The organism is Heyndrickxia sp. NPDC080065 (assembly GCF_050281185.1).
In the GTDB taxonomy this organism is placed as follows: domain Bacteria; phylum Bacillota; class Bacilli; order Bacillales; family Bacillaceae_C; genus Heyndrickxia.
This window is the reverse complement of the sequence record NZ_JBNNWS010000007.1, coordinates 25830-48088: the sequence shown is the minus strand read 5'-3', so window position 1 is coordinate 48088 and position 22259 is coordinate 25830. Positions and strand designations below refer to the sequence as shown.

Below are 22259 nucleotides of genomic sequence, written 5' to 3'. Positions count from 1 at the left end.
AATCCTAATTTTGTCAATAAAAATTTAACTAATATTTCGACAAATACTTTTTAGAAAAGTGCTATCACTCCCCTGAATATTGCCAATAAATTCGATAAAATACGGGTGGTTACAATCACTGTTTTAAGTATAGTTCAAACTTAATTGTCCATTTTATCTGCCACTTCTCTATTATAGTTAAAATGACAATGGAATGATTTTTTTCATTGAACAACTGTCCTCTTATTCTTAAAGAGTTGGATCTAGTGCCAATCCCATACCTATTATTTATTTTTCTTAGAGTATTTCCAGCAATTTTCCCAATTAATGTATTACGAAGTTTTGATTATATCCATCTTTGGTTACTGTTAAATCAGAATTGATAACACCGACTGTACTAACATATTAGCTTATAAATAAAAGGAGAAAGGAAATCACCATCAGATGATTTCCCTTCTTACTTTTTTAAGTGATCATTTTTCTTTAAATAAAACTCTTTATTTGGGATAAAGTATACCACTATTTGTGATACGGCTCACCCCTCATAATCCGAAACGCCCGATACACTTGCTCTACTAATACCAGCCTCATTAACTGATGTGGAAAGGTCATCTTTGAAAAAGACAGACTTTCATTCGCCCGTTTCATCACGGTCTCACTTAGTCCTAATGATCCTCCTATAACAAAAGCAATTTTGCTTTTTCCATATGTTCCAAGCTTGTCGATGCTATCAGCTAATTCCTCAGAAGTTTTCATTTTTCCTTGAATGGCGAGTGCGATGACGTGTGTATCGGGGTGAATTTTGGCGAGGATTCGTTCACCTTCTTTCTCTTTTACTTGTTCCATTTCTGTTTCACTTAAGATTTCTGGTGCTTTTTCGTCAGGTACTTCAATGATTTCGACTTTTGCATAGGAGGAAAGACGTTTTAAATATTCATCGATCCCTTGTTTTAAATATTTTTCCTTTAGCTTTCCAACACTAATAATTGAGATATTCACAAATTACCCCCACTTTACAAACATTATATCCACAACAGTTATCCACATATCCACAAAAACTATCCACATTTTGTGTGGGAATATTAGTTCCCTACAATATATATTGCTCGATTATCGCAATACTCACAGGTTGTGGATAATTGATTCTCCGATTGAATTTCTTCTAAACTCGGTGCTGTTTCATATTCATCTACAGCTACATCTAGTGCTAGTTCAACGTGATCGGCACAAACATAAATCATTCTTTAAAATTTCCTTTCTTTAAAAAATTTTATATCAGTAGTTTTCTCTTTAATCCACAAGTTATTTTAACATTTATTATGGCTTTTTTCGTAAACTTTGTTTCTTTAGACTAGAATTCAGCTATAAATTTAACGAATTTTTCACGAAAACACACCTGGAATTTTATATATGTTATTTTGTAGCTATTATACAAAATAACAACACTCTGTTAGAAATCACTCTTATTTATCCACATAAAAAAGGAAAGCAACTATTGCTTCCCTTTTTATAAAATTATTCACATGTGGATTACAATCTAGATTCATTTGTTAATTTAAGTGTAACTTCTTTTTCTTTTCCTTGGCGATAGAATTTTACCTTCATGGAATCGCCTGGCTTTTTCTTAGTATATAAGTATTTTCTCAATTCAAGAATATTATTTACCTTTTGTCCATCTAGTTCAAAAATAACATCCATTTCCTGCATTCCGGCATCAGCTGCAGGTGAGCCTGGTGCTACCGTTTCAATCATAATTCCTTGTGTCACATCTTTTGGCAATCTTAATGTTTCTTGTTGATGATATGCAGGAATATCACTTACATTTTGTAACGTTACTCCCATTGCAGGGCGTCTAATTTTCCCATACTTTTCTAAATCACTTATCACTGGTTCAGCAGATTTAATTGGAATGGAAAACCCGATTCCTTCAACAGCTTCCTGGGCGATTTTCATCGAGTTAATTCCAACTACCTGACCTGCTACATTCACAAGGGCCCCACCACTGTTACCAGGGTTAATAGCAGCATCTGTTTGGATTACCTCTGCTTCCCAATCCTCAACTCCATCATTGTTTAAATCCATCGGAACAGTACGATTGACACCAGATACAATCCCTTGTGTCACTGAACCAGCAAATTTTTCGCCTAATGGATTACCAATCGCAATGACTGGTTCACCAAGTTTTAATGTATCTGAATCACCAAATTGAGCAACAGTAGTTATATCTTTTCCATCGACTTCAACAACAGCTAAGTCTGTCCAAACATCACTTCCCAATAATTTTGCAGGTAATTTCTTGCCATTGGAAAGTGTCACTTCTAATTGATCAGCACCTTCGACAACATGGTTATTCGTTACAATAAATGCCTTGCCGTCGGCTTTCTTATAAATTACTCCAGAACCCGATCCCGTTTCTTGGGATTGCTTCCCTTGGCCTTGCTGTGTCCAAAAACTTTGCGTTTGAATATTAGCAATTCCTACAACCGCACTCTCGACCTTTGAAACGGCCTTTGTAATATCAGTAGTCACATTTAAGGAGACATTTTTCCCAACCACATTATTTTGACTATTCGTTGCATTTTCCACTGTTGTTTGTTCATTAGTCGCTCGATTAAAAATATTTCCAAGTGATGGGGACACCAGCATTACCACCAAAGCACCAACGATTACTCCGATTAAACCAGAGATAAAGGCGCCACCTTTTGTCCCTTTAGGTCGTTTATAGCGACTTTCGTCATTATCATCGTAATATCCCATAATCCACCAGCCCTTTCATCAATACTTGTTACGCTATAGTTTGGCTTTCGTATGCCTTTATTATAATCAGCAATTATTAAAATATCATTAAACCGTACTAAGAATTCAATTTATTTCCACAAATGTAGATTGTCCAAAAAAAAGAGTAAAAAATCTTATCAGAGATCATCCTTAAGATTTCTTACTCTTTTGTTCTAATATTTGTTAAGTTTATTGTTTTATAAGAGCTTTCCATAGGGTAATATTTTTATACTTAGCACCCGCACATACTACGTAGGTTTTTATTGTAACAAAATACTATTAAATCTAACTCTATAACTAAACCGCTGCTAATGGAGTTGGGATTTTTGGATCGGTATCAAATAATTCAAATTGATGACCAACACCCATTCCTTGAGCTTCCAACGTTTGAGCAACACTCATTCTCGCTAAATCCTTCATATTGTTATCAAGACTTAAATGTGCTAGGTAGATTCGTTTCGTAGAATCTCCAATAACATCACTCATTGCAATGGCTGCATCTTCATTCGATACATGTCCGACATCACTTAAAATACGTCTTTTGATACTCCAAGGGTATTTGCCCATGCGGAGCATTTGTACATCATGATTACTTTCAAAGATAAATACATCCGCATTTGAAATAATTCCCTTCATCCGATCACTGACATACCCAGTATCAGTAATTAACACGATCTTTTTCTTTCCTTGTTTAAATACATAAAACATTGGTTCAACAGCATCATGAGAAACTCCAAAGGACTCAATATCTAGAGAACCAAACGTTTTCACTGTTTCCATTTCAAATGTGAATTTTTGATCGACAGGCACTACGCCAATAAGCCCATCCATCGCTTTCCATGTTTTTTCATTTGCGTATATAGGTAATTTATATTTACGTGCTAAAATACCGACACCTTTTATATGGTCAGTATGCTCATGTGTAACAAGAATTCCATCTAAATTTTCCGGTTTGCGATCAATTTTTTGAAACAAGGCTTCCATTTGCTTGCCGCTTAATCCAGCATCGACTAAAAATGAATGATTATCTGTTTCAACATATATCGCATTTCCTGTACTTCCACTGGCAAGTACACTAAAATGCAATGACATCTTTTTCACTCCATTGTTTCATTTTTTGGTATAACACGGCCTTCTATGGCATTAACATAAAGATCATCAATTTCCCCATTATGATCAACAACAAAGTGCCACGTCGGGACAAGCATTTGTGTTTCTGTTGGCTCAATCAATGTATAATATCCGAGCTCAGCAGATTTTATTTTACTGTTTTCTAAAAGCATATGTTTATCGTAAAGATTCCCTATGGCAGTGATAGCAGCTATTACTTTTTCTCCGCCTCTTTTTTCAATCTTTTCTAATAGGGTTTGTTTATAGGAATCGACTTCATTCTTATCATTTACATGTAAAAGAACACATCCACTTTTATTTCTAAAAAACATTTTATCCTCAAATGTTTGGTAAAAAACAATGATCTTTTGTTCCTTATCATATTTCCAAAACTTATATTGGTCCCCAAATAAAATATTTCCTTTAAGAATGCTTTCCAACTGAATTTTAATTTGATCGGTTTCCGATTTTAACTTTATCGGCTTTTTAAAAGTGGATAAAAGTGTTGTTTTATTGGGTCCAATCGTTATTACTTGATCGGTTTTGTCTTTCGTTTCCTCTTCACTAAATGTTTTTGTTTTTGCACTAACATACTGACTTTTGATGGCATCTGGAGGCAAACTTCCGTCATAGGTAATTTTTGCATCTTCTAATTTGTCCTCTAACGACGTACCCTTTAATGTTTCTATTTTGCTATCCATATATTGGCTTCTAAATTGCACTAATAAAAAGATATCAAGGATCAAAAATACAAAAATAAACATCGATTTCGTCTTATTCCAATCCACGTTGCTCCTCCTTAATATCCAATGGCTTCCAAGTACCATCAGATAAATAATACCAAGTAGGTTCAAAGAGAAGAATTTTGACCTTAGGATCGTATTTGAGTTGATATCCAATTAATACATTATCAATTTTTTCATTATCAATTTTCGAATCGTTTAATAATGAATCTATTACAACCTCTGCAGTAGAAAGCTTAACCTCAGAAGAATTTATATATAGCAATGTGTCTTGACCCATATATGGCCTTGCATATTCGTAAATTTGTGTTTCCCCCCAGTTTAGCATTACTTCTGCAAGATGATTTGGGTTAAAAACAGGGAGGCCATCCTTGTATAGACGAAAAATCACTTGATTCCTCTTCAAATTTTTACTAAAGTAACGGAAATTGTCAATCCAGCCTCCGTAATAATTAACAAAATCATTACTTTTTTTAATTAAATCCTTTCCATGAATTTGGACATCTGAGCCTTCTCCCGGATTAGTAAAATAAATGGTACCTTGATCTGTATTTGCTCTCATAAAGCTAGTACCATCGGTATATTCAATAATACTCCCCTCCTGGCTTTTTTCTACCAAATTCGGAACTGGAAATAATGCTGTTTTGAATTTTTCAATGATTACAGAATCAGTTTTATCCCAATAATAACTATATCTAGATATTTTCGGTTCATTTGTAGGCAAAAAAATGGTTTTTCGATTGCTTAATTTAAATGCACTGTAAGGCTGATATAAATTTGGCTGATTTAAATTGATTCTATTTTGAAGTTTATTTACAAATGCTTGTAATCCACTGTAGCTTGCAGAACCACTAAATACTTTAATCTCATTTTTATTTTTAGTATTGATAAAATAGACATTGGTAACCTTCTGTGATGGATTAGATAAATCAATAACCATCCGATCAAAATCCTCAATCGAACCTTTTCTATCATTCATTCGGAGTATCCCTTTATAAGTGTCAAAAGGAATTTCATCTGGAAATTCAATATCTAATTTTTTTGAACCATTTATTATATGCTCAATCTCATTATTATCCTTATAGGTTTTGACTTCTCCAATATCATAGAATTTCCAGTTGCTAATTTCATTCATCACAAGATCAATTTCTTGCTCTTGAATCGTTCCATAATGTCTATTTTTTTCATGAAGAACGATTTTCATTGGCTTTATTAAGTCTTTAACGTCCTTTTGTTCTACATGTTTTTTTTCCGGAATCTCTGTGTTATCTATTGTTTCGTATTTTACTTGGAATGTCCATAATGTCCATGTCAAATAGAGACTAACTGCTACAAGAAATACTAAAACAACTGTTTTTAAAGTTTCATACTTCATGCCCAATCATCCTCTTGGGTACGATCATATGGGAGCGTTAAATAGATGGTTGTTCCTTTTCCCTCTTCACTTCTAGCCCATATGTTCCCACCATGTGCTTCTACCATATCCTTAGCAATTGCAAGTCCTAAACCTGAACCGCCCATTTTTCTCGTACGTGCTTTATCAACACGATAAAAACGTTCAAAAATCTTTTTAAGTTTATCCTTCGGAATCCCCATACCTTGATCAGAAACACTAAGTTCAATCATATCCTCAAGCTCTCGAGCTCGGAATGTAACTTTCCCGCCCTCTGGTGAATATTTCAAAGCGTTCGATATGATATTATCGAGTACTTGAGTTAGTTTATCTAAGTCAACCTCAACAAATACATCAGTATTCGGAAGCTTACGTTTAAAAGTGACATTTTGATCTTTTGCCATTTCAAAACGATCAATAACATGATGGAAATATTCAATGATATTAACCCATTCTTTATTTAACTGATAATCTCTGCTATCCATTTTCGATAGCTTCAGCAAATCATTGACCAAACGAATCATTCGCTCCGTTTCATTCTGTGTCACTGTTAGAAATCTTGGTGCAATCTCTTTATCTTCCCAAGCTCCTTCTGCTAAAGCTTCTAAATAGCTTCTCATAGTAGTTAGCGGTGTTCTTAATTCATGTGAAACATTTGATACGAATTCTCTTCGTTCCATTTCAATTTTTTCTTGTTCAGTAATATCATGTAAAACGGTAATTAACCCACTAACAAACCCTGTTTCACTTTGTATAACGGAAAAATTCGCCCTTAAAATATAAGGTTCTTCTTTCGTACTATAATCTAAAATGACAGAATCCTGTTCATTTAGTAAATCCTCAAAGTGATGTAGGTCTTCAATTTTTAATAAAGTAACAAGCTCTTGCGAAAGGACTGTTTCACGTGAAACATCCAGCATATCTGCAGCAGGTTCATTAATTAATATGACTCTACCTTTTCGATCTGTGGCTATGACGCCGTCTGTCATATGGGCAAGGATTGATGCTAATTTTCTTCGTTCACCTTCTGTTGTTGCTTGTGCTTCTTGAAGTTTTTTCGTCATATGATTAAAACTATATGCTAGCTGCCCAATTTCGTCATTTCCGTACACCTTTACTTTTCGGGAAAAATTCCCTTTTGCCATTGCCAATGCTTGTCTTCGCATATCGGATATTGGTCTAGTGATCGTTTGAGCGAGCACGATGCCAAGAATTGCTGTTATTAGTACGGCTATAGCTGTACCGGTCGCTAATATTTTATTAATTTCATTAATTTGTTTATATACTGTTTCAATTTTACCAACGATATAGATGTAGCCGGTCTCATTACTAGTTAAACGAATAGGATTTACTAAAACCCATATTCTTGACCCAGATTTTTCATCGACAAAACGCCTGTCCCATTTCTTTCCAGAAACAATTGCCCTTCTCACATTAAGATCAGTAATCTTCTGGCCAACAATACCTTGATTGCCTGTATCCGAGGTTCCTAATATCACCATATTACTATCAATTAATCGAATTTCTGCGATGTCTGAGCCTGCATTATCATCTAATACTTTTTGAATCTTTGCCATACTATCTTCGTTCGCTTCCTCACTTCTCAATACCTCGCGAATGGAATACTCTAAACTGGTTACACGACTTTCAATAGAAGTCGTAAAGTTTTTTTGTAATTTCTCTTCCAATTTATTCACAAAGTATACTCCAATAATTTCCATCGAGACTACTATTAGAAGTATGAAGATCAGAACAAACTTTAAATGTATTGACTGAAAAAAACCAACCTTCTTCATTTCATTACTCCTGTTCAGGGTTTCGCAAGTAGTAGCCCACTCCTCTTCGTGTTACAATCCATGCAGGATGACTCGGATTATCTTCTACTTTCTCTCTTAAACGTCTTACTGTTACATCTACTGTTCGTACATCACCATAATAATCATATCCCCAAACAGTTTGAAGCAAGTGCTCCCTAGTCATAACCTGTCCAATATGCTGTGCCAAATAATAAAGTAGTTCAAATTCCCGATGAGTTAATTCAATCGTTTCACCACGTTTTGAGACAATATAAGCATCTGGATGAATAATTAAAGAGCCTATTGTGATTTCACTGCTTTTTTCTTCTTCTTCCGTTAAAGCTGCTACATGCTGATGACGGCGTAAATTTGCCTTTACTCGGGCAATTAATTCACGAGTACTGAAAGGCTTTGTAACATAATCATCTGCACCAAGCTCTAATCCGATAATCTTGTCTATTTCAGAATCCTTCGCTGTTAACATAACGATTGGCATTTCATATTTTTTTCGAACCTCTCTGCATACCTCTATCCCATCTCGTTTAGGGAGCATGATATCAAGTATAAGTAAATCAGGGTTAATTTCTTCTACCATTCTAATTGCTTCTTCACCGTCATACGCACAGAATACAGTATATCCTTCCTTCTTAAGATTAAATTGAAGAATATCTGCAATTGGCTTTTCATCATCAACGACCAATATTTTTTTTTCCATATTAAAACTCCCTTTAAAAAATTTTTATATATTATTCATAGCCTTTTCTTAAACTTTGCTGTTATATAAACCGTAGTATATTCCTTTTCATTTTAGGAGACAGAACGATTTTTAAGAAAACTGTCCTATCACCTACTCAATTATCATTTTAAACACTTTACTTAATAGCCACAACTGTTTGCAAAAACAGTCTTTTTAAAGGGTAAGAAAGTATAAAATTTACTAAGGATATTAGGCATGAAAAGTGTCTGCTGTGTCTAGCTTCAGCGCCTATCGGCTAGCGGATTTCTACGTCTTCTCCCTACGATAAGTCAACATCGACTCGTCCCTCGCCGTGTTTCCTTTATCTCAGTCGAAGACTGCAAAATCCGTACGCCGATGAACAAGGCGCTTGCGCTTTTCTTAGTTAATGTATTTATTACTACAAAAATCATATAATACCTCTATTTTAATGTACCATTTTCTTCTCATGAATTCATCTGCAAAGGTATAACAGATTTTTTCCATCTTTACCATATTCAAAATTTACTTTTGTAGAACAAAATGCCAAAATGCCTCTAGACTATGCTAGAGGCACCAATAACCTTTAAAAATGGTGGGAAATTTAATAATAATTTAACGGGTTTTGCAAGCTGCCATTTTTATATACTTCGAAGTGTAGGTGAACACCTGTAGCATCTCCTGTTGCTCCCATTACACCGATATTTGCACCTTTCGCAACAGTTTGCCCTGCGGAAACATTAATCGAGCTTAAATGGGCATATACGGTTCGGAGACCATTATTATGGTCAATGACTATTTTATTTCCGTAGCCACCATCCCATCCTGCAGAAACGACTACTCCATTATCTGCAGCTTTAATTGATTTGTTACTAGGTCTAGCGATGTCAATTCCTTTATGCATTTTCCCCCAGCGATGACCAACTTGACTAGAGACATAACCTCCTACAGCAGGCCATGTGAAATGACCCGTGCCTCTTGAAGGGGTAACTTTAGTACCTTCTACTACTATATATTTTACAGGTTTACTGATTACTTTTTCAGCTTTTACATTTTTTTTCGTTTGTTGCCCATTTTTTTCTGTGATTAGATAAGTTAATCTACTTTTACCATTTTGACCTTTTTGTCTTACTTTTGTATCTCCTTTATACATTGAACTATCTTTAATTACTTCTTTTTTGTATGAAAGGGTTTTTAGTTTATAGGTTTCCTTTAAGACGACTACATGGATTAGTGGTTCATTAACAATTATATTTAGCTCTTTTCCAATTTGTAATAGTGTATCCTCTTTCAATCCAGGGTTCAATTTCATTAGCTGTTTTGTATCTAAATTGTGTTTAGTTGCAATCGAACCTAGTACATCTCCTTCTTTTATAAGATACTTTTTCTCATTCAGAGTTCCTTTAAGTAAAAATTTAGCAGCTTGGTCTACTGTCAAAATGTTACTTGGATCAATTTCTGTATTTTGAAGTGAAACCTTTTCATTTATTTTAACGTCTAAAAGACGAGTTTGATTTTTCTTTAATGGTGGTAATGTTTCCATTGAACTTTTCCGATTGTCTAGTTTAGCTAATTCTTTTTTAGAAACATAATTTAACTTAATCTTTTCTATCACTTTATTAGCATCAGTCAAATTTTTTACATATAGTAATGGTTGATCATTGATTTCAATACTAGTCGCTTCAGCTTCAATGGTTATCAAAGACTCTACTTTTTTAGTTGTTTCCTCGTCCTCCACTAGTGGACGGAATACTTGCTCGGGTATATATGTAATATTGTTTGCTAATTCTATGTTGTAATCCTTATACTTTTCTTTCATGTCACTTACTTTTGTATTCACTAAGTCTTCTATCACTTTTTTATCCGAAACGGTTCCAATAAACTCATTATTCAAATAAACATGGAAAACGGTTTTTAAAGGTGAATCTGCAGATGAAGAAATAACTGTGAAGGAAAGGGATGAAATAACCATAGCTGATATAACCGCTTTTTTGAATAGACTAGTAGATTGAGATCGAGTTTTTAACTTTTGCACTTCGGATGAAGACTGGAATAATTTTTTCCAATTCATTCGTTATCCTCCCAAATGTATGTATCATGACTTTTTTCACCCTACTACAGTATCATAAAGCAGGCCTAAATTGACGGAATTTTTCATAATGTAACATAATTGTATAAAAAGTTACATATGTAACCAAATACCATTATTTTAATTGATAAATGACGAATATTGTCAGGGAAAAAAGTATAACAGAGAGTGCATAAAGTCTTTTGTATTTTTTAGTTTTATTACGGAAATATTACGGAGAGATTAGAGACTATGGAATATAAAAAAGCATTGCGAGAGGCTTTGTCATCGCAATGCTTTTTGACAATGGCTCGGGACGGAATCGAACCGCCGACACATGGATTTTCAGTCCATTGCTCTACCGACTGAGCTACCGAGCCGTAATTAATATTTATTCCCTTTATTTAATTGTAGTTCGCCATCGTCCCAATCTCAGAAAGATTATTCAAGATGTGGCTCGATTGGTACGCTGATGTTTAGCTTCGCAGCTTATTCGGTCGTGCTCTACCGACTGAGCTACCGAGCCGTATGTAATAAATAATGGCGGTCCGGACGGGACTCGAACCCGCGACCTCCTGCGTGACAGGCAGGCATTCTAACCAGCTGAACTACCGGACCATTATTATGTGATAATATTTTTAACGATGAGCCATGAAGGACTCGAACCTTCGACCCTCTGATTAAAAGTCAGATGCTCTACCGACTGAGCTAATGGCTCGTATTTGATAGAAAATATAGTAAGAAAATAGTTTTTATTATTTCGTAACAACGTATTTTATATTACCATAACATTATTTATTTATGCAACAACTTTCGGCAATTTTCGCTAAAAAAATTTTTATTCATAAAAAAACTGCTGATTACATATTGTAATCAGCAGTTCATATTTATCTCCAAACGCTATAAATAACATTTGTTTGTGAACGGTCTGGACCAACAGAAAAGATTGATAAAGGAATCCCTGTTAGTTGTGAAACTCGTTCTAAATAATGACGAGCATTAGCTGGGAGTTCATCTAATGTTTTACAGCTAGTTATATCTTCAGTCCAACCAGGTAGCTCTTCGTAAATTGGTTCACACTCAGACAATATATTTAGATTTGCAGGAAATTCTTTAATTACTTCATCTTTGTAACGATATGCTACACAAATTTTTACCGTATCGATACCAGTTAATACATCTATGGAATTTAGAGAAAGATCCGTAATCCCACTTACACGACGGGCATGTCTAACAACCACGCTATCAAACCAGCCCACACGTCTTGGGCGACCAGTCGTTGTACCATATTCCCGTCCTACTTCACGAATTTGATGTCCAATTTCATCATGTAATTCAGTTGGGAAAGGGCCATCACCTACACGAGAAGTATATGCCTTTGCGACACCCACTACATGATTAATTTTAGTTGGACCCACACCAGAGCCAATTGTTACTCCGCCAGCAATTGGATTAGAAGAAGTAACAAACGGGTAAGTACCTTGGTCAATATCAAGCATTACTCCCTGTGCACCCTCAAATAGAACGCGACGACCTTCATCTAATGCGTCATTTAAAACAACAGAGGTATCACATACATGTTGCTTAATTTGCTGTCCATATTCATAATATTCATCTAAAATATCCTCTAATTTAAATCCATCTGTTTCATAAAAACGTTCTAACAGACGATTTTTTTCTTTTAAATTTCGAGATAATTTTTCTTCAAATACTTCTCTGTCCAATAAATCAGCCATTCGGATCCCGATTCTAGCAGCCTTATCCATATAAGCTGGTCCAATACCTTTTTTCGTCGTTCCAATTTTATTCGCGCCTTTTCTTTCTTCATCAACCTCATCAATTTTTAGATGATAAGGAAGGATAACATGTGCACGATTGCTAATGCGCAAATTGCTAGTTGAAACTCCTCTTTCATGTAAACCTGCCAATTCTTGTACAAGAGCCTTCGGATCAACTACCATTCCATTTCCAATGACGCTAATTTTATCTTTGTAAAAAATCCCTGATGGAATCAAATGTAATTTATATGTTTCACCGTTAAAACGAATTGTATGCCCTGCATTATTTCCACCTTGATAACGCGCAATAACTTCTGCATTTTCAGATAGGAAATCTGTAATTTTCCCTTTTCCTTCATCGCCCCATTGAGTTCCAACTACAACAACTGATGACATAATAAGGCACCTCCGATATATGATTTTACGATCTATACCTTTTACCTTTCTTATTTTAACAATCCAAACGAAAAAGTCAACCGAAACACGAACGTTTAATAGTTTAATAGTATATTTTATTCGTAATTGATAGACTTTTAAAATATTAAAAAAGAGAACTGGCCAAAATAAATACCAATTCTCTCTTTAATTTACTTGTCTGGGCTGATCAAGGCGCTTCCGCTTTTCTATTTGTCCAGCTGCAGCGCCTAGCCCCTCGAGGTCAAATGTTCTCAGTCAAGGAAAGTCCAAAATCCGACTTTCCCCGCCTGAGAATATTTGCTTGTCGGGGCTGATCAAGGCGCTTCCGCTTTTCTATGCCCCAGCTGGGACTTGTGAATCATCAAAACGCCGTTCTAAATTAACAAATTTGTTATATTCTTTTACGAAAGCCAATGATACGGTTCCAACTGGACCATTACGTTGCTTTGCAATGATAATTTCGATTATATTTTTATTTTCACTTTCCTTATCGTAATAATCATCACGGTATAAGAATGCAACGATATCAGCATCCTGCTCAATACTTCCTGATTCACGAATGTCTGACATCATCGGCCGCTTATCTTGACGCTGTTCCACTCCACGGGACAGCTGTGATAACGCAATAACCGGAACCTCTAATTCACGTGCAAGTGCCTTTAATGAACGTGATATTTCAGAGACCTCCTGTTGGCGGTTTTCACCCGAACGTCCATTACCTTGTATAAGCTGCAAGTAATCTATTAAAATCATCCCAAGACCATGTTCTTGCTTCAACCTACGGCATTTGGAACGAATATCACTAATTCGAACCCCTGGTGTATCATCAATATATATTCCAGAATTGGAGAGGCTCCCCATTGCCATCGTCAATTTTCTCCAATCCTCATCCGTTAACGAGCCTGTCCGTAAGTTTTGTGCATTAATATTTCCTTCTGCACAAAGCATACGCATAACAAGTTGTTCCGCACCCATCTCAAGGCTAAAAATAGCAACATTTTCTCCTGCTTTTGTACCTACATTTTGAGCAATATTCAGTGCAAATGCTGTTTTACCAACTGATGGACGTGCCGCTACAATAATAAGATCATTCCGCTGAAAACCTGCAGTCATCCGGTCAAGCTCAGTAAAACCGGTAGGAATACCTGTGATATCCCCTACACGATTATGCAGCAATTCAATATTATCGTATGTTCGTACAAGCACATCTTTAATGTTATGAAAGGCACCCGCATTTTTCCGCTGAGCAACCTCTAAAATGCCTTTCTCTGCTTCATTTAATAAAGCATCTACTTCATCTTCACGTGCGTACCCATCTTGTGCAATAGTTGTAGCCGTTCGAATGAGTCTTCGAAGTAATGATTTTTCCTCTACTATTCTGGCATAATATTCTATATTTGCTGCTGTCGGAACAGAACCTGCCACTTCGCTTAAATAAGATACTCCACCAACATCCTCTAATTGCTTTGATGCTGCAAGCTCTTCCGCAACAGTAACTAAATCTACCGCTTTCCCTTCATCATTCAGCTTTAAAAACACATTAAAAATCTTTTGATGAGCACTACGATAGAAGTCCTCTGGAATTAATGCTTCCGATGCCAATATCAAAGAAGCTGGCTCCAAAAAAATTGCTCCTATAACAGCTTGCTCTGCCTCAATATTTTGAGGAGGCATTCGATCTGCAAATAAATCACTCATTTATTAGAACCTCCCATTCCATTTATGGGTTTGTTTATTAGAAAAGCGCAAGCGCCGCAGCTCTAGCGTACTGATTTCGTAGTCTTCGACTGAGATAAAGGAGACACGGCGAGGGACGAGTCAATGCCCGCTTATCGTAGGGAGAAGACGGAGAAATCCGCTAGATGATATGCACTGGAGCTATATATGAAAAAGTAAATCCATAGAAAAAATGTGATCAAACAGAGAAGATCACATTAAATAATAGATTAGCTTAAGTGTAATTTATGAGGAGCTAATAAGATGAACCATCTAATTAGCCTCTCCTTCTATTTTACCATGTAGTGTTGTCCTATGAAGCTGGGAAATTTAACTTTCTTCTTTTACATGTACATTAAGTGTTGCTGTCACTTCTGAATGTAGTTTAACAGGAACCTTTGTAACACCTAAAGTACGAATGGCATCATCCATTTCGATTTTGCGCTTATCAATTTTTAGATTATGTGTCTTTTTTAATTCCTCGGAAATTTGTTTACTTGTAATAGAGCCAAATAAACGGCCGCCAGTCCCTGATTTTGCCTTTAATTCAATTATAATTTTGTCAATTTTATCTTTTAACACTTTCGCTTCATCAAGCTCTTGGGCCGCTAATTGTTGTTCTTTTTTCTTTTGTGCATCTAAGTTCTTTAAGTTTCCTGATGTTGCTTCTACAGCTAATCCTTGTTTCAGTAGGAAGTTATGTGCATATCCGTCTGCAACATTTTTTGTTTCACCTTTTTTCCCTTTTCCTTTAACATCCTTTAAAAAAATGACTTTCATTATTTCTGACTCCCTTCCAAATAATCATTAATTGCATTTAATAATTGCATTTCTGCTTCTGCAATCGTAGTATCCTTTAATTGTGTAGCAGCGTTTGATAAATGACCGCCCCCACCTAAGTTTTCCATAATCACCTGAACATTGATTTTACCTAATGAACGTGCACTAATACCTATTTCTTCTTCAGATCGTTTAGAGATGACAAAAGAGGCCTGCACTCCATCCATTGTAAGTAGAGTATCTGCAGCTTGAGCAATTAACACAGGCGAATAGACAATAACATCGGTACCTTTACTAATAGCAATACCATCATGGTGGAATTTCACACTTTCAATTAACTTTGATCGTTTTATATAAGTATCTAAATCCTCTTTTAAGAATTGCTGAACTAAAACGGTATCTGCCCCTTGTGCACGCAAATATGAAGCAGCATCAAAGGTACGAGAGCCCGTTCGTAATGTAAAGCTTTTTGTATCAACGATTATCCCTGCTAATAAAGCTGTTGCTTCAAGCATATTGATTTTTTCATTTTTCGGCTGGTACTCTAACAACTCAGTTACAAGTTCAGCTGTAGAAGAAGCATAAGGTTCCATATAAACTAGCAGAGGATTTTTAATAAAGTCTTCTCCACGACGATGATGATCAATAACAACAACGTTTTCGATTTTCTTTATCAATTTTTCCTCAATTACAAAAGATGGTTTATGTGTATCCACAATTACTAATAATGAATCCTCTGTTGCCATTTCTAATGCGGCTTCCGGTGTTATGAAACGTGAATACAGTTCTGGTGTATGCTTCACTTCATCGATTAATCTCTTCACTCCTGTATCAATCTCTGAAAAATTAATAACGATATACCCTTCTTTATGGTTCATTTCAGCCACTTTTCTAATACCAATAGCAGCACCTACTGCATCCATATCAGGAAATCTATGTCCCATAACGAAAACTTTATCGCTTTCAATCATCAACTCTTTTAAGGCATGTGAGATAACCCGAGCTCGAACCCTCGTACGTTTTTCCATTGGATTTGTTTTTCCACCGTAGAACTTAACCTTACCATTAATTTGTTTCATAGCCACCTGGTCTCCGCCTCTACCAAGGGCAATATCTAGGCTGGATTGGGCCAATACCCCTAGATCAGGAAGAGATGGTACACCCGCTCCGATTCCAATACTCAAGGTTAATGGGACGTTTTGCTTAGATGTCGTTTCACGGACGTCATCTAAAATGGAAAACTTGTTATTTTCTAAATCATGAAGAATTTTTTCGTTAAAAACGCCAATAAATCGTTCAGATGAAACTCTTTTTAAAAAGACCCCGTAATCTCTAGCCCATTTGTTTAAAATGGATGTCACTAAACTATTAAGACTACTTCTTGTCTGATCATCCATTCCTTGAGTGACTTCATCATAATTATCTAAAAATATAATAGCAATTACTGATCTTTCTTCTTTGTAGAGCTTTTCAATTTCGGATTGCTCGGTAATGTCAAAAAAGTAAAGTAAGCGCTCCTTCAGTTTCAATGTGACCCGATATTTTCTTTCATTTAAGGTAACCGTTTCCGTAGCAATTTCTTGCTTAATTAACGGAACAATCGTGTCTGCTACGTCATAAAGGGATCGTCCAACAAGAGTTTCCTCATTAAAACATGAAGCCATAAACTGATTTGTCCATTCGATAAAATAATCATCATTAATCAGCATAATCCCGATAGGCATTTCCATTAAAGCTTCTTCGCCAACCCTTTTTATACGATACGATAACGTGGAAATATACTCTTCCATTGCTTCATTTGACTTTTGTTCTAGAAAAAAAGCTAAATAAAACAATGCACCAATTAGTAGAAGACCAATAACAGTTATCCACCAATGATAAAAAGCAATGATTGCCAAAAGTGCTAAAGATACCGCTAATAATCCGTATAGTGGGTAACGTACCATCCGGTTATTAAAATATGAAGGCATATTTTTTCGCTCCTATTAAAATAAAACTTCCTGGGTTATATTCTTAACCAGCAGACAATGAAATAATGTTAACCTATTTTATGAGGTTTTCCGATTAATATGCTGTCTTAAATTAAATCCTAAATCCATAATACCTAATATTCTTATTATATATTGAAGAGGGAAGAGTAAAAAGGAAAAAATCGTAATCAAGACTGGAATTGCTTTTGACCATTTTTTTTCATAGCTATAAAAGAAAAGAAAAGAAAGTCCTTGAAGCAGCATTAATAATTGTAAGATAAAATTTAAATTGACCAAAGCCATGTAGGCAAAACTACCTTGTTCAGGTCTCATAAAAAAAGTTAAAATCATTGTTATTAAATAATACCATAATACGCTTTTCGGTAATTGTAAATCCCGAAAGGAATTCCATTTTGGTACTTCAATTTTGAAACGCTTAACAATGGGTAAGTTTATTGAGATTAGTATCCATGCAACAAGAAAGGACGTTACAACCAGCAAACTTGGCAGCAAACTAGTTATTGAATTAAATACTAAATTAAACTGGTCCATTAATTGATTAGAATATCCTTGATCAATTGCACTTATTATCTTTGCAGATTGTTCGAACGATTTTCGTGCCATTTCAATAGACTCTTTTACCACATTTATCTTAAAAAAGGCGATAGAGATGATATACTGTCCTATTGCATTGAGCAAAATTAAAATACTGGCAGCGATGTACATGGTAGACTTCGTCTTTTTATTTTGAATACAATATCCTATTACAATTCCGGTAGTACCATACATGATTGCAACAGGAACTATTAATAATGTCCCTACTAATGCAGATATAACAATGCTTCCAATTAATAATATAAATGAAAACTTCAATGGATATTTAGCACTATATAGTATAAATGGAAGGAGGAGGAAAACTGCTGATATTAAAGATAAAAATGGTATATAGTTAAAAATTAAAAGTAAAATCGTGAAGACTGCGAGCATCAAAGCCCCTTCTGTTAGCATTCTTGTATTTTTCATTCTATCACCTCTTATATATCTAGGCCCTTTTCGCAAACTTTGTTGTTTTTTAAATCTAGTAAAAATCGGCAAAAATTTTACAAAGTAAATATCGATTATGATTTTAACAATCGAAACGGCCTTCTATTAGCTTAATACTACCATACAGCATCAAAAATTCGAAATAAGGAATACCTCACTTAATGGAGGATAAGCCACTAGCAGGCGGAGGACAATAGAATACAGTAACATACTGCTGGAAATAAAAACAGTGCCTCTGCTTCGAGAAGACACTGTTAAATTAATTTTACTTAGACTTTATTTATTTTAAAGTGGTTTATTGCGCTTTCTAAAGAATGACTTTGCTCAGTGAGATTCTCTGCTAATTCTGCAACAGATTGGATAGCTCGTAACTGTTCATCAGTAGATGCGCCAACTTCTTCACAGGCTGCCGCTGTTTGTTCAGACATCGAAGCCATATTTTGAATGATGGCAATTACATCTTCTTTATAATTGGAAACATCCTGAATACCTGTATATACTGATGCAATTGATTTTTGCATTTCAAGAACAAGCTTAGATATATCTTTAAATGTTCGATCTGTTTCATGAACTACAATAGATTGCTGTTGGAATGTATCCTTTGTTTTATCCATTTCTTCAGCCACACGATACGAGCCCGCTTGCATATCTAAAATAGTTTCCTTTATCTGATTAGTGGCTCCTACCGATTGCTCTGCAAGCTTTCGAACTTCTTCAGCAACTACTGCAAACCCCTTCCCATGCTCTCCAGCACGTGCAGCTTCTATACTAGCATTTAATGCTAATAAATTGGTTTGGGTTGAAATGTTATTAATTGTTTTTATAATTGTTTCAATTACTTTTACTTTTTCAGACAAATCAACAACCACATTGGACATTGAGTTAATATATTGCTCTGTAGTTTCGAAGGATGCCATTAAATTACTCATTTTACTAATGCCTATCCGGTTCATTTCATTGGCTTGATCAGCTATTTCGGCCATTTCTTCTGATTTCTTATGAATATCATTAATTTGTGAACTTAAAGATATCGAATTCATGTTAGCTGTCTCAGCTTCCTCTGCGGACTTAGATGCCCCTTCAGCAATTTCGTTTACTGCTGCCGCCATTTGTTCACTGGATGCATTAGTCTCCTCCGCACTAGCACTTAGAGTCTCAGCTGATAACCTTACTTCCGATACTGTGTTATTGACTCCGGTTATCATTTGCTTTATTCTACTTACCATTGTATTAAAACTATTGGATAAATCCCCAATTTCATCTTTTGATTTCACTTGAGCATATGCTCGTAGATCACCTTCTGATAATTGACCCATTGCCTTTTTTAAAACATTTATTGGCTTGGTAACCAATATAGAAATATACGTCAGTAATACTATAGAAATAATAAGCGTGATAATACCAATTATTAGCAAGGTCCTTTGAATATCCTTTGCCATTCCCATCAGGTCATTACGGCTGTAAATAGCCCCGATTTTCCACCTATTTGTTAGATTTGTACTATAAACAATAACTTTACTATCTCCGTTTTCTTGGTAATTAATAATCCCTTTTTCTTTATTTTCATCAATTATTTGCTTTATATATGGATACTTCGTTAAATCTTCACCTCGAGAATCCTTATAAACTATTGATTTTCCATCATCATTCACTATAAAAGGGATCCCTTTATAACCAATTTTCATATTCGAAACCTTATTGGTTATTTTTTCGAATTTTATATCGACACCAATGACACCAACAATCATTCCTTTATTTATTACCGCTTTAGAGGCGGTAATAATGTATTCATTTGTAATTTTGTCTTTATAAGGTTCTGTCCAAACTACACGACCAGTATTAGTAATAGCATTTTTATACCAATTTTGGGTAGTTGGATTATAATCATCTGAAAAATTAGCCGTAGGAACGGAAATTATTTTTTTATTAGTTGTTGCAAAGTAAGTATTTACGACTTCTATATATGTATTTAAATAACCGTTTAAAACTTCTTTAATATCATTATGCTTCACACTCGATGTTGAAGAAATTTGATTGAGCCCATACGCTCCGACTTTTTCATAGGTACTAATTTGTTCTATGCTTTTTTCATACTGATTAAAATATAGTTGTATCGAATCATTCAAATCATCGACTATTCTATCCGTCTCAGATATAACACTTTTTTCAGTTTTATTACTTATTTGCCACGTAGTTAGCGTAATTATAACAGCGAAAGAAACGATTAATAATATGGATATAACAATAGTAAATTTGAATTTTATAGATTTAAACACGTTATACACACCTGCCTGCCTTAGATAGACTTAGAAAATTAGGGTCTATCTTTATTTTCGACAAGGATATAATAATGTTTAGATGGTAGTGAAATATTTTAATTTTTTAAAAACGGATTTGCTAATATAAAAAACCTGAGAGACACGATTAGCTAGTTATTCTACTATAGAAATCGGCTTCCCAAATTGCCTATCAGGTATTTGTATAAACATGTTCTTAAAATATAAAAGTCCCCAAATTTATAATACGATCATTTAAATAAAAACTTTCCGAAAAAAAAAGCAATTGATCTGTTAAGATCAATTGCTTTTTTTACTTATTATTCACCTGAAACATATGGTAGTAATGCCATAGTACGAGCGCGTTTAATAGCAATCGTTAATTTACGTTGGTATTTAGCGCTTGTTCCAGTCACACGACGTGGAAGAATTTTTCCACGTTCAGAGATGAATTTTTTCAATAAATCTACATCTTTATAGTCGATGTGTGTAATTCCGTTTGATGTGAAGAAACACACTTTACGACGTTTACGTCCGCCTCTGCGTCCAGCTGCCATGTTATTTCCCTCCATTTCTTTAATTAAATATCGTTTTAGAATGGAAGATCATCATCTGAAATGTCAATAGGTTGCCCATCATTAGAAAATGGATCTTCATCTACTCGTGTATATCCTTGGTTTCGTTGATTCTGATTTTGACTGAATGGTGTATTTTGATTTTGGTTTTGGTTAAATGGTGTATTCGGATTACTTGGACCACCGCCGTAAAATTCGTTGTTACCACCACGATTAGGGTTTGAGTTTCTTGGCTCTAAGAATTGGACGCTTTCAGCCACAACTTCTGTGACATATACTCGTTTTCCATCTTGTCCTTCATAATTACGTGTTTGTAAACGTCCGTCAACCCCAGCTAGACTTCCCTTTTTCAAAAAGTTAGCGACGTTTTCCGCAGGTTTACGCCATATAACACAATTAATAAAATCTGCTTCCCTTTCACCTTGTTGATTCGTATACGTACGATTAACAGCAAGTGTAAATGTAGCAACAGCAACTCCACTCGGAGTATATCGTAACTCAGGGTCTTTTGTTAAGCGACCTACTAATATTACTCGGTTCATCATCAGAATCAACCCCTTCCCTTTTTAAAAACTATGTTTCACGTGAAACATAGTGGCTATTTATATGAATTACTCTTCTTCTTTAATAACGATGTGACGGATAATATCGCCACTGATCTTAGCAAGACGGTCAAATTCTTGAACCGCTTCTGGGCTAGCATTTACCTTTACTAGACGGTAGAAACCATCACGGAAGTCTTCGATTTCATACGCAAGACGACGCTTACCCCAGTCTTTAGATTCGATGATTTCCGCACCTTGAGTTGCTAAAACGTTATCGAAACGTTCAACTACAGCTTTTTTAGCTTCATCCTCAATGTTTGGTCGGATAATGTACATAACTTCGTACTTTTTCATCTTCTGTCACCTCCTTATGGACTATACGGCCCTTTACTAAAAGGGCAAGGAGCAATGTATATACGTTCATTACTCACAATAAGTAATTATAGCATATACAAAGCCTATATGCAATGAAAGTAAGTTAATTGATCATTACTCAATATAAATATTTTATTTTATATTAACACAAACGTACGTTCTTGTAAATGAGTTGAATATTTTATAACAAAAAGGCAGTGC

Annotated in this window: 18 protein-coding genes and 3 tRNA genes; all 21 read right to left on the bottom strand. The window is 35.0% G+C overall.

Features of this window, described 5'->3' with window-relative positions; all coding sequences use genetic code 11:
* Nucleotides 1-498: 498 nt before the first annotated feature.
* The 21 genes from rlmH to rpsF all read right to left on the bottom strand — a co-directional run bounded on the left by rlmH (nt 499) and on the right by rpsF (nt 22037).
* Entirely contained in the window at nt 499-978 is a 480-nt protein-coding gene (gene rlmH, locus ACQKP0_RS09605; protein WP_427405615.1) for a 23S rRNA (pseudouridine(1915)-N(3))-methyltransferase RlmH, read from the bottom strand.
* Nucleotides 979-1061: 83 nt separating this feature from the next.
* Nucleotides 1062-1220 (bottom strand): CxxH/CxxC protein, encoded by a 159-nt coding sequence (locus tag ACQKP0_RS09600; RefSeq protein ID WP_427405614.1) that lies wholly within the window; start codon nt 1218-1220, stop codon nt 1062-1064.
* Between the two features lie 289 nt (nt 1221-1509).
* Complete coding sequence (locus tag ACQKP0_RS09595) at nt 1510-2736, bottom strand: S1C family serine protease (RefSeq protein ID WP_427405613.1); 1227 nt, start codon at nt 2734-2736, stop codon at nt 1510-1512.
* A 318-nt stretch (nt 2737-3054) separates the two neighbouring features.
* A complete protein-coding gene (locus ACQKP0_RS09590) occupies nt 3055-3849 on the bottom strand; it encodes an MBL fold metallo-hydrolase (protein WP_427405612.1) in 795 nt (264 codons plus the stop codon).
* A 5-nt stretch (nt 3850-3854) separates the two neighbouring features.
* Nucleotides 3855-4655: a two-component system regulatory protein YycI gene (locus ACQKP0_RS09585; RefSeq protein WP_427405611.1), complete on the bottom strand. Its 801-nt coding sequence runs from the start codon at nt 4653-4655 to the stop codon at nt 3855-3857.
* On the bottom strand, nt 4642-5985 hold the full coding sequence (locus tag ACQKP0_RS09580; RefSeq protein WP_427405610.1) for a YycH family regulatory protein: 1344 nt from the start codon (nt 5983-5985) through the stop codon (nt 4642-4644). Before ACQKP0_RS09580 ends, ACQKP0_RS09585 begins: the two co-directional genes overlap by 14 nt.
* Entirely contained in the window at nt 5982-7799 is a 1818-nt protein-coding gene (walK, locus tag ACQKP0_RS09575) for a cell wall metabolism sensor histidine kinase WalK (protein ID WP_427405609.1), read from the bottom strand. Before walK ends, ACQKP0_RS09580 begins: the two co-directional genes overlap by 4 nt.
* 4 nt (nt 7800-7803) lie before the next feature.
* Nucleotides 7804-8514, bottom strand: a complete 711-nt coding sequence (gene yycF / locus ACQKP0_RS09570; protein ID WP_427405608.1) for a response regulator YycF — start codon at nt 8512-8514, stop codon at nt 7804-7806.
* A gap of 604 nt (nt 8515-9118) precedes the next feature.
* Nucleotides 9119-10585 carry a peptidoglycan DD-metalloendopeptidase family protein gene (locus ACQKP0_RS09565; RefSeq protein WP_427405607.1) on the bottom strand — a complete coding sequence of 489 codons (1467 nt, stop codon included), beginning with the start codon at nt 10583-10585 and terminating at the stop codon, nt 9119-9121.
* Nucleotides 10586-10889: 304 nt separating this feature from the next.
* Nucleotides 10890-10962: transfer RNA gene (locus ACQKP0_RS09560), tRNA-Phe, on the bottom strand.
* A gap of 161 nt (nt 10963-11123) precedes the next feature.
* Nucleotides 11124-11200, bottom strand: a tRNA-Asp gene (locus ACQKP0_RS09555).
* Between the two features lie 27 nt (nt 11201-11227).
* Nucleotides 11228-11300: transfer RNA gene (locus ACQKP0_RS09550), tRNA-Lys, on the bottom strand.
* 169 nt (nt 11301-11469) lie between these two features.
* On the bottom strand, nt 11470-12756 hold the full coding sequence (locus ACQKP0_RS09545; protein ID WP_427405606.1) for an adenylosuccinate synthase: 1287 nt from the start codon (nt 12754-12756) through the stop codon (nt 11470-11472).
* Between the two features lie 354 nt (nt 12757-13110).
* Entirely contained in the window at nt 13111-14475 is a 1365-nt protein-coding gene (dnaB, locus tag ACQKP0_RS09540; protein WP_427405605.1) for a replicative DNA helicase, read from the bottom strand.
* A gap of 348 nt (nt 14476-14823) precedes the next feature.
* The gene (rplI, locus tag ACQKP0_RS09535) at nt 14824-15273 is read right to left on the bottom strand and encodes a 50S ribosomal protein L9 (protein WP_427405604.1); all 450 of its coding nucleotides are present in this window, start codon (nt 15271-15273) and stop codon (nt 14824-14826) included.
* Entirely contained in the window at nt 15273-17243 is a 1971-nt protein-coding gene (locus ACQKP0_RS09530; protein WP_427405603.1) for a DHH family phosphoesterase, read from the bottom strand. The genes rplI and ACQKP0_RS09530 overlap by 1 nt, the downstream gene beginning before the upstream one ends.
* A gap of 78 nt (nt 17244-17321) precedes the next feature.
* A complete protein-coding gene (locus tag ACQKP0_RS09525) occupies nt 17322-18266 on the bottom strand; it encodes a YybS family protein (protein ID WP_427405602.1) in 945 nt (314 codons plus the stop codon).
* 290 nt (nt 18267-18556) lie between these two features.
* Entirely contained in the window at nt 18557-20563 is a 2007-nt protein-coding gene (locus tag ACQKP0_RS09520) for a methyl-accepting chemotaxis protein (RefSeq protein WP_427405601.1), read from the bottom strand.
* A 320-nt stretch (nt 20564-20883) separates the two neighbouring features.
* Nucleotides 20884-21120: a 30S ribosomal protein S18 gene (gene rpsR / locus ACQKP0_RS09515; RefSeq protein WP_427405600.1), complete on the bottom strand. Its 237-nt coding sequence runs from the start codon at nt 21118-21120 to the stop codon at nt 20884-20886.
* Nucleotides 21121-21155: 35 nt separating this feature from the next.
* Nucleotides 21156-21683 carry a single-stranded DNA-binding protein gene (gene ssb / locus ACQKP0_RS09510; protein ID WP_427405599.1) on the bottom strand — a complete coding sequence of 176 codons (528 nt, stop codon included), beginning with the start codon at nt 21681-21683 and terminating at the stop codon, nt 21156-21158.
* 66 nt (nt 21684-21749) lie between these two features.
* Nucleotides 21750-22037, bottom strand: a complete 288-nt coding sequence (rpsF, locus tag ACQKP0_RS09505) for a 30S ribosomal protein S6 (protein ID WP_427405598.1) — start codon at nt 22035-22037, stop codon at nt 21750-21752.
* Between the last annotated feature and the right edge of the window lie 222 nt (nt 22038-22259).

Excerpts from the sequence above, each read along its gene's own strand:
- ACQKP0_RS09590 (WP_427405612.1), bottom strand. The coding sequence starts at position 3,849 with ATGTCATTGCATTTTAGTGTACTTGCCAGTGGAAGTACAGGAAATGCG.
- dnaB (WP_427405605.1), bottom strand. The coding sequence starts at position 14,475 with ATGAGTGATTTATTTGCAGATCGAATGCCTCCTCAAAATATTGAGGCA.
- ssb (WP_427405599.1), bottom strand. The coding sequence starts at position 21,683 with ATGATGAACCGAGTAATATTAGTAGGTCGCTTAACAAAAGACCCTGAG.
- rpsF (WP_427405598.1), bottom strand. The coding sequence starts at position 22,037 with ATGAAAAAGTACGAAGTTATGTACATTATCCGACCAAACATTGAGGAT.
- rpsR (WP_427405600.1), bottom strand. The coding sequence starts at position 21,120 with ATGGCAGCTGGACGCAGAGGCGGACGTAAACGTCGTAAAGTGTGTTTC.
- ACQKP0_RS09565 (WP_427405607.1), bottom strand. The coding sequence starts at position 10,585 with ATGAATTGGAAAAAATTATTCCAGTCTTCATCCGAAGTGCAAAAGTTA.
- ACQKP0_RS09580 (WP_427405610.1), bottom strand. The coding sequence starts at position 5,985 with ATGAAGTATGAAACTTTAAAAACAGTTGTTTTAGTATTTCTTGTAGCA.
- ACQKP0_RS09600 (WP_427405614.1), bottom strand. The coding sequence starts at position 1,220 with ATGATTTATGTTTGTGCCGATCACGTTGAACTAGCACTAGATGTAGCT.
- ACQKP0_RS09595 (WP_427405613.1), bottom strand. The coding sequence starts at position 2,736 with ATGGGATATTACGATGATAATGACGAAAGTCGCTATAAACGACCTAAA.
- ACQKP0_RS09525 (WP_427405602.1), bottom strand. The coding sequence starts at position 18,266 with ATGAAAAATACAAGAATGCTAACAGAAGGGGCTTTGATGCTCGCAGTC.
- ACQKP0_RS09545 (WP_427405606.1), bottom strand. The coding sequence starts at position 12,756 with ATGTCATCAGTTGTTGTAGTTGGAACTCAATGGGGCGATGAAGGAAAA.
- yycF (WP_427405608.1), bottom strand. The coding sequence starts at position 8,514 with ATGGAAAAAAAAATATTGGTCGTTGATGATGAAAAGCCAATTGCAGAT.
- ACQKP0_RS09530 (WP_427405603.1), bottom strand. The coding sequence starts at position 17,243 with ATGCCTTCATATTTTAATAACCGGATGGTACGTTACCCACTATACGGA.
- rplI (WP_427405604.1), bottom strand. The coding sequence starts at position 15,273 with ATGAAAGTCATTTTTTTAAAGGATGTTAAAGGAAAAGGGAAAAAAGGT.
- walK (WP_427405609.1), bottom strand. The coding sequence starts at position 7,799 with ATGAAGAAGGTTGGTTTTTTTCAGTCAATACATTTAAAGTTTGTTCTG.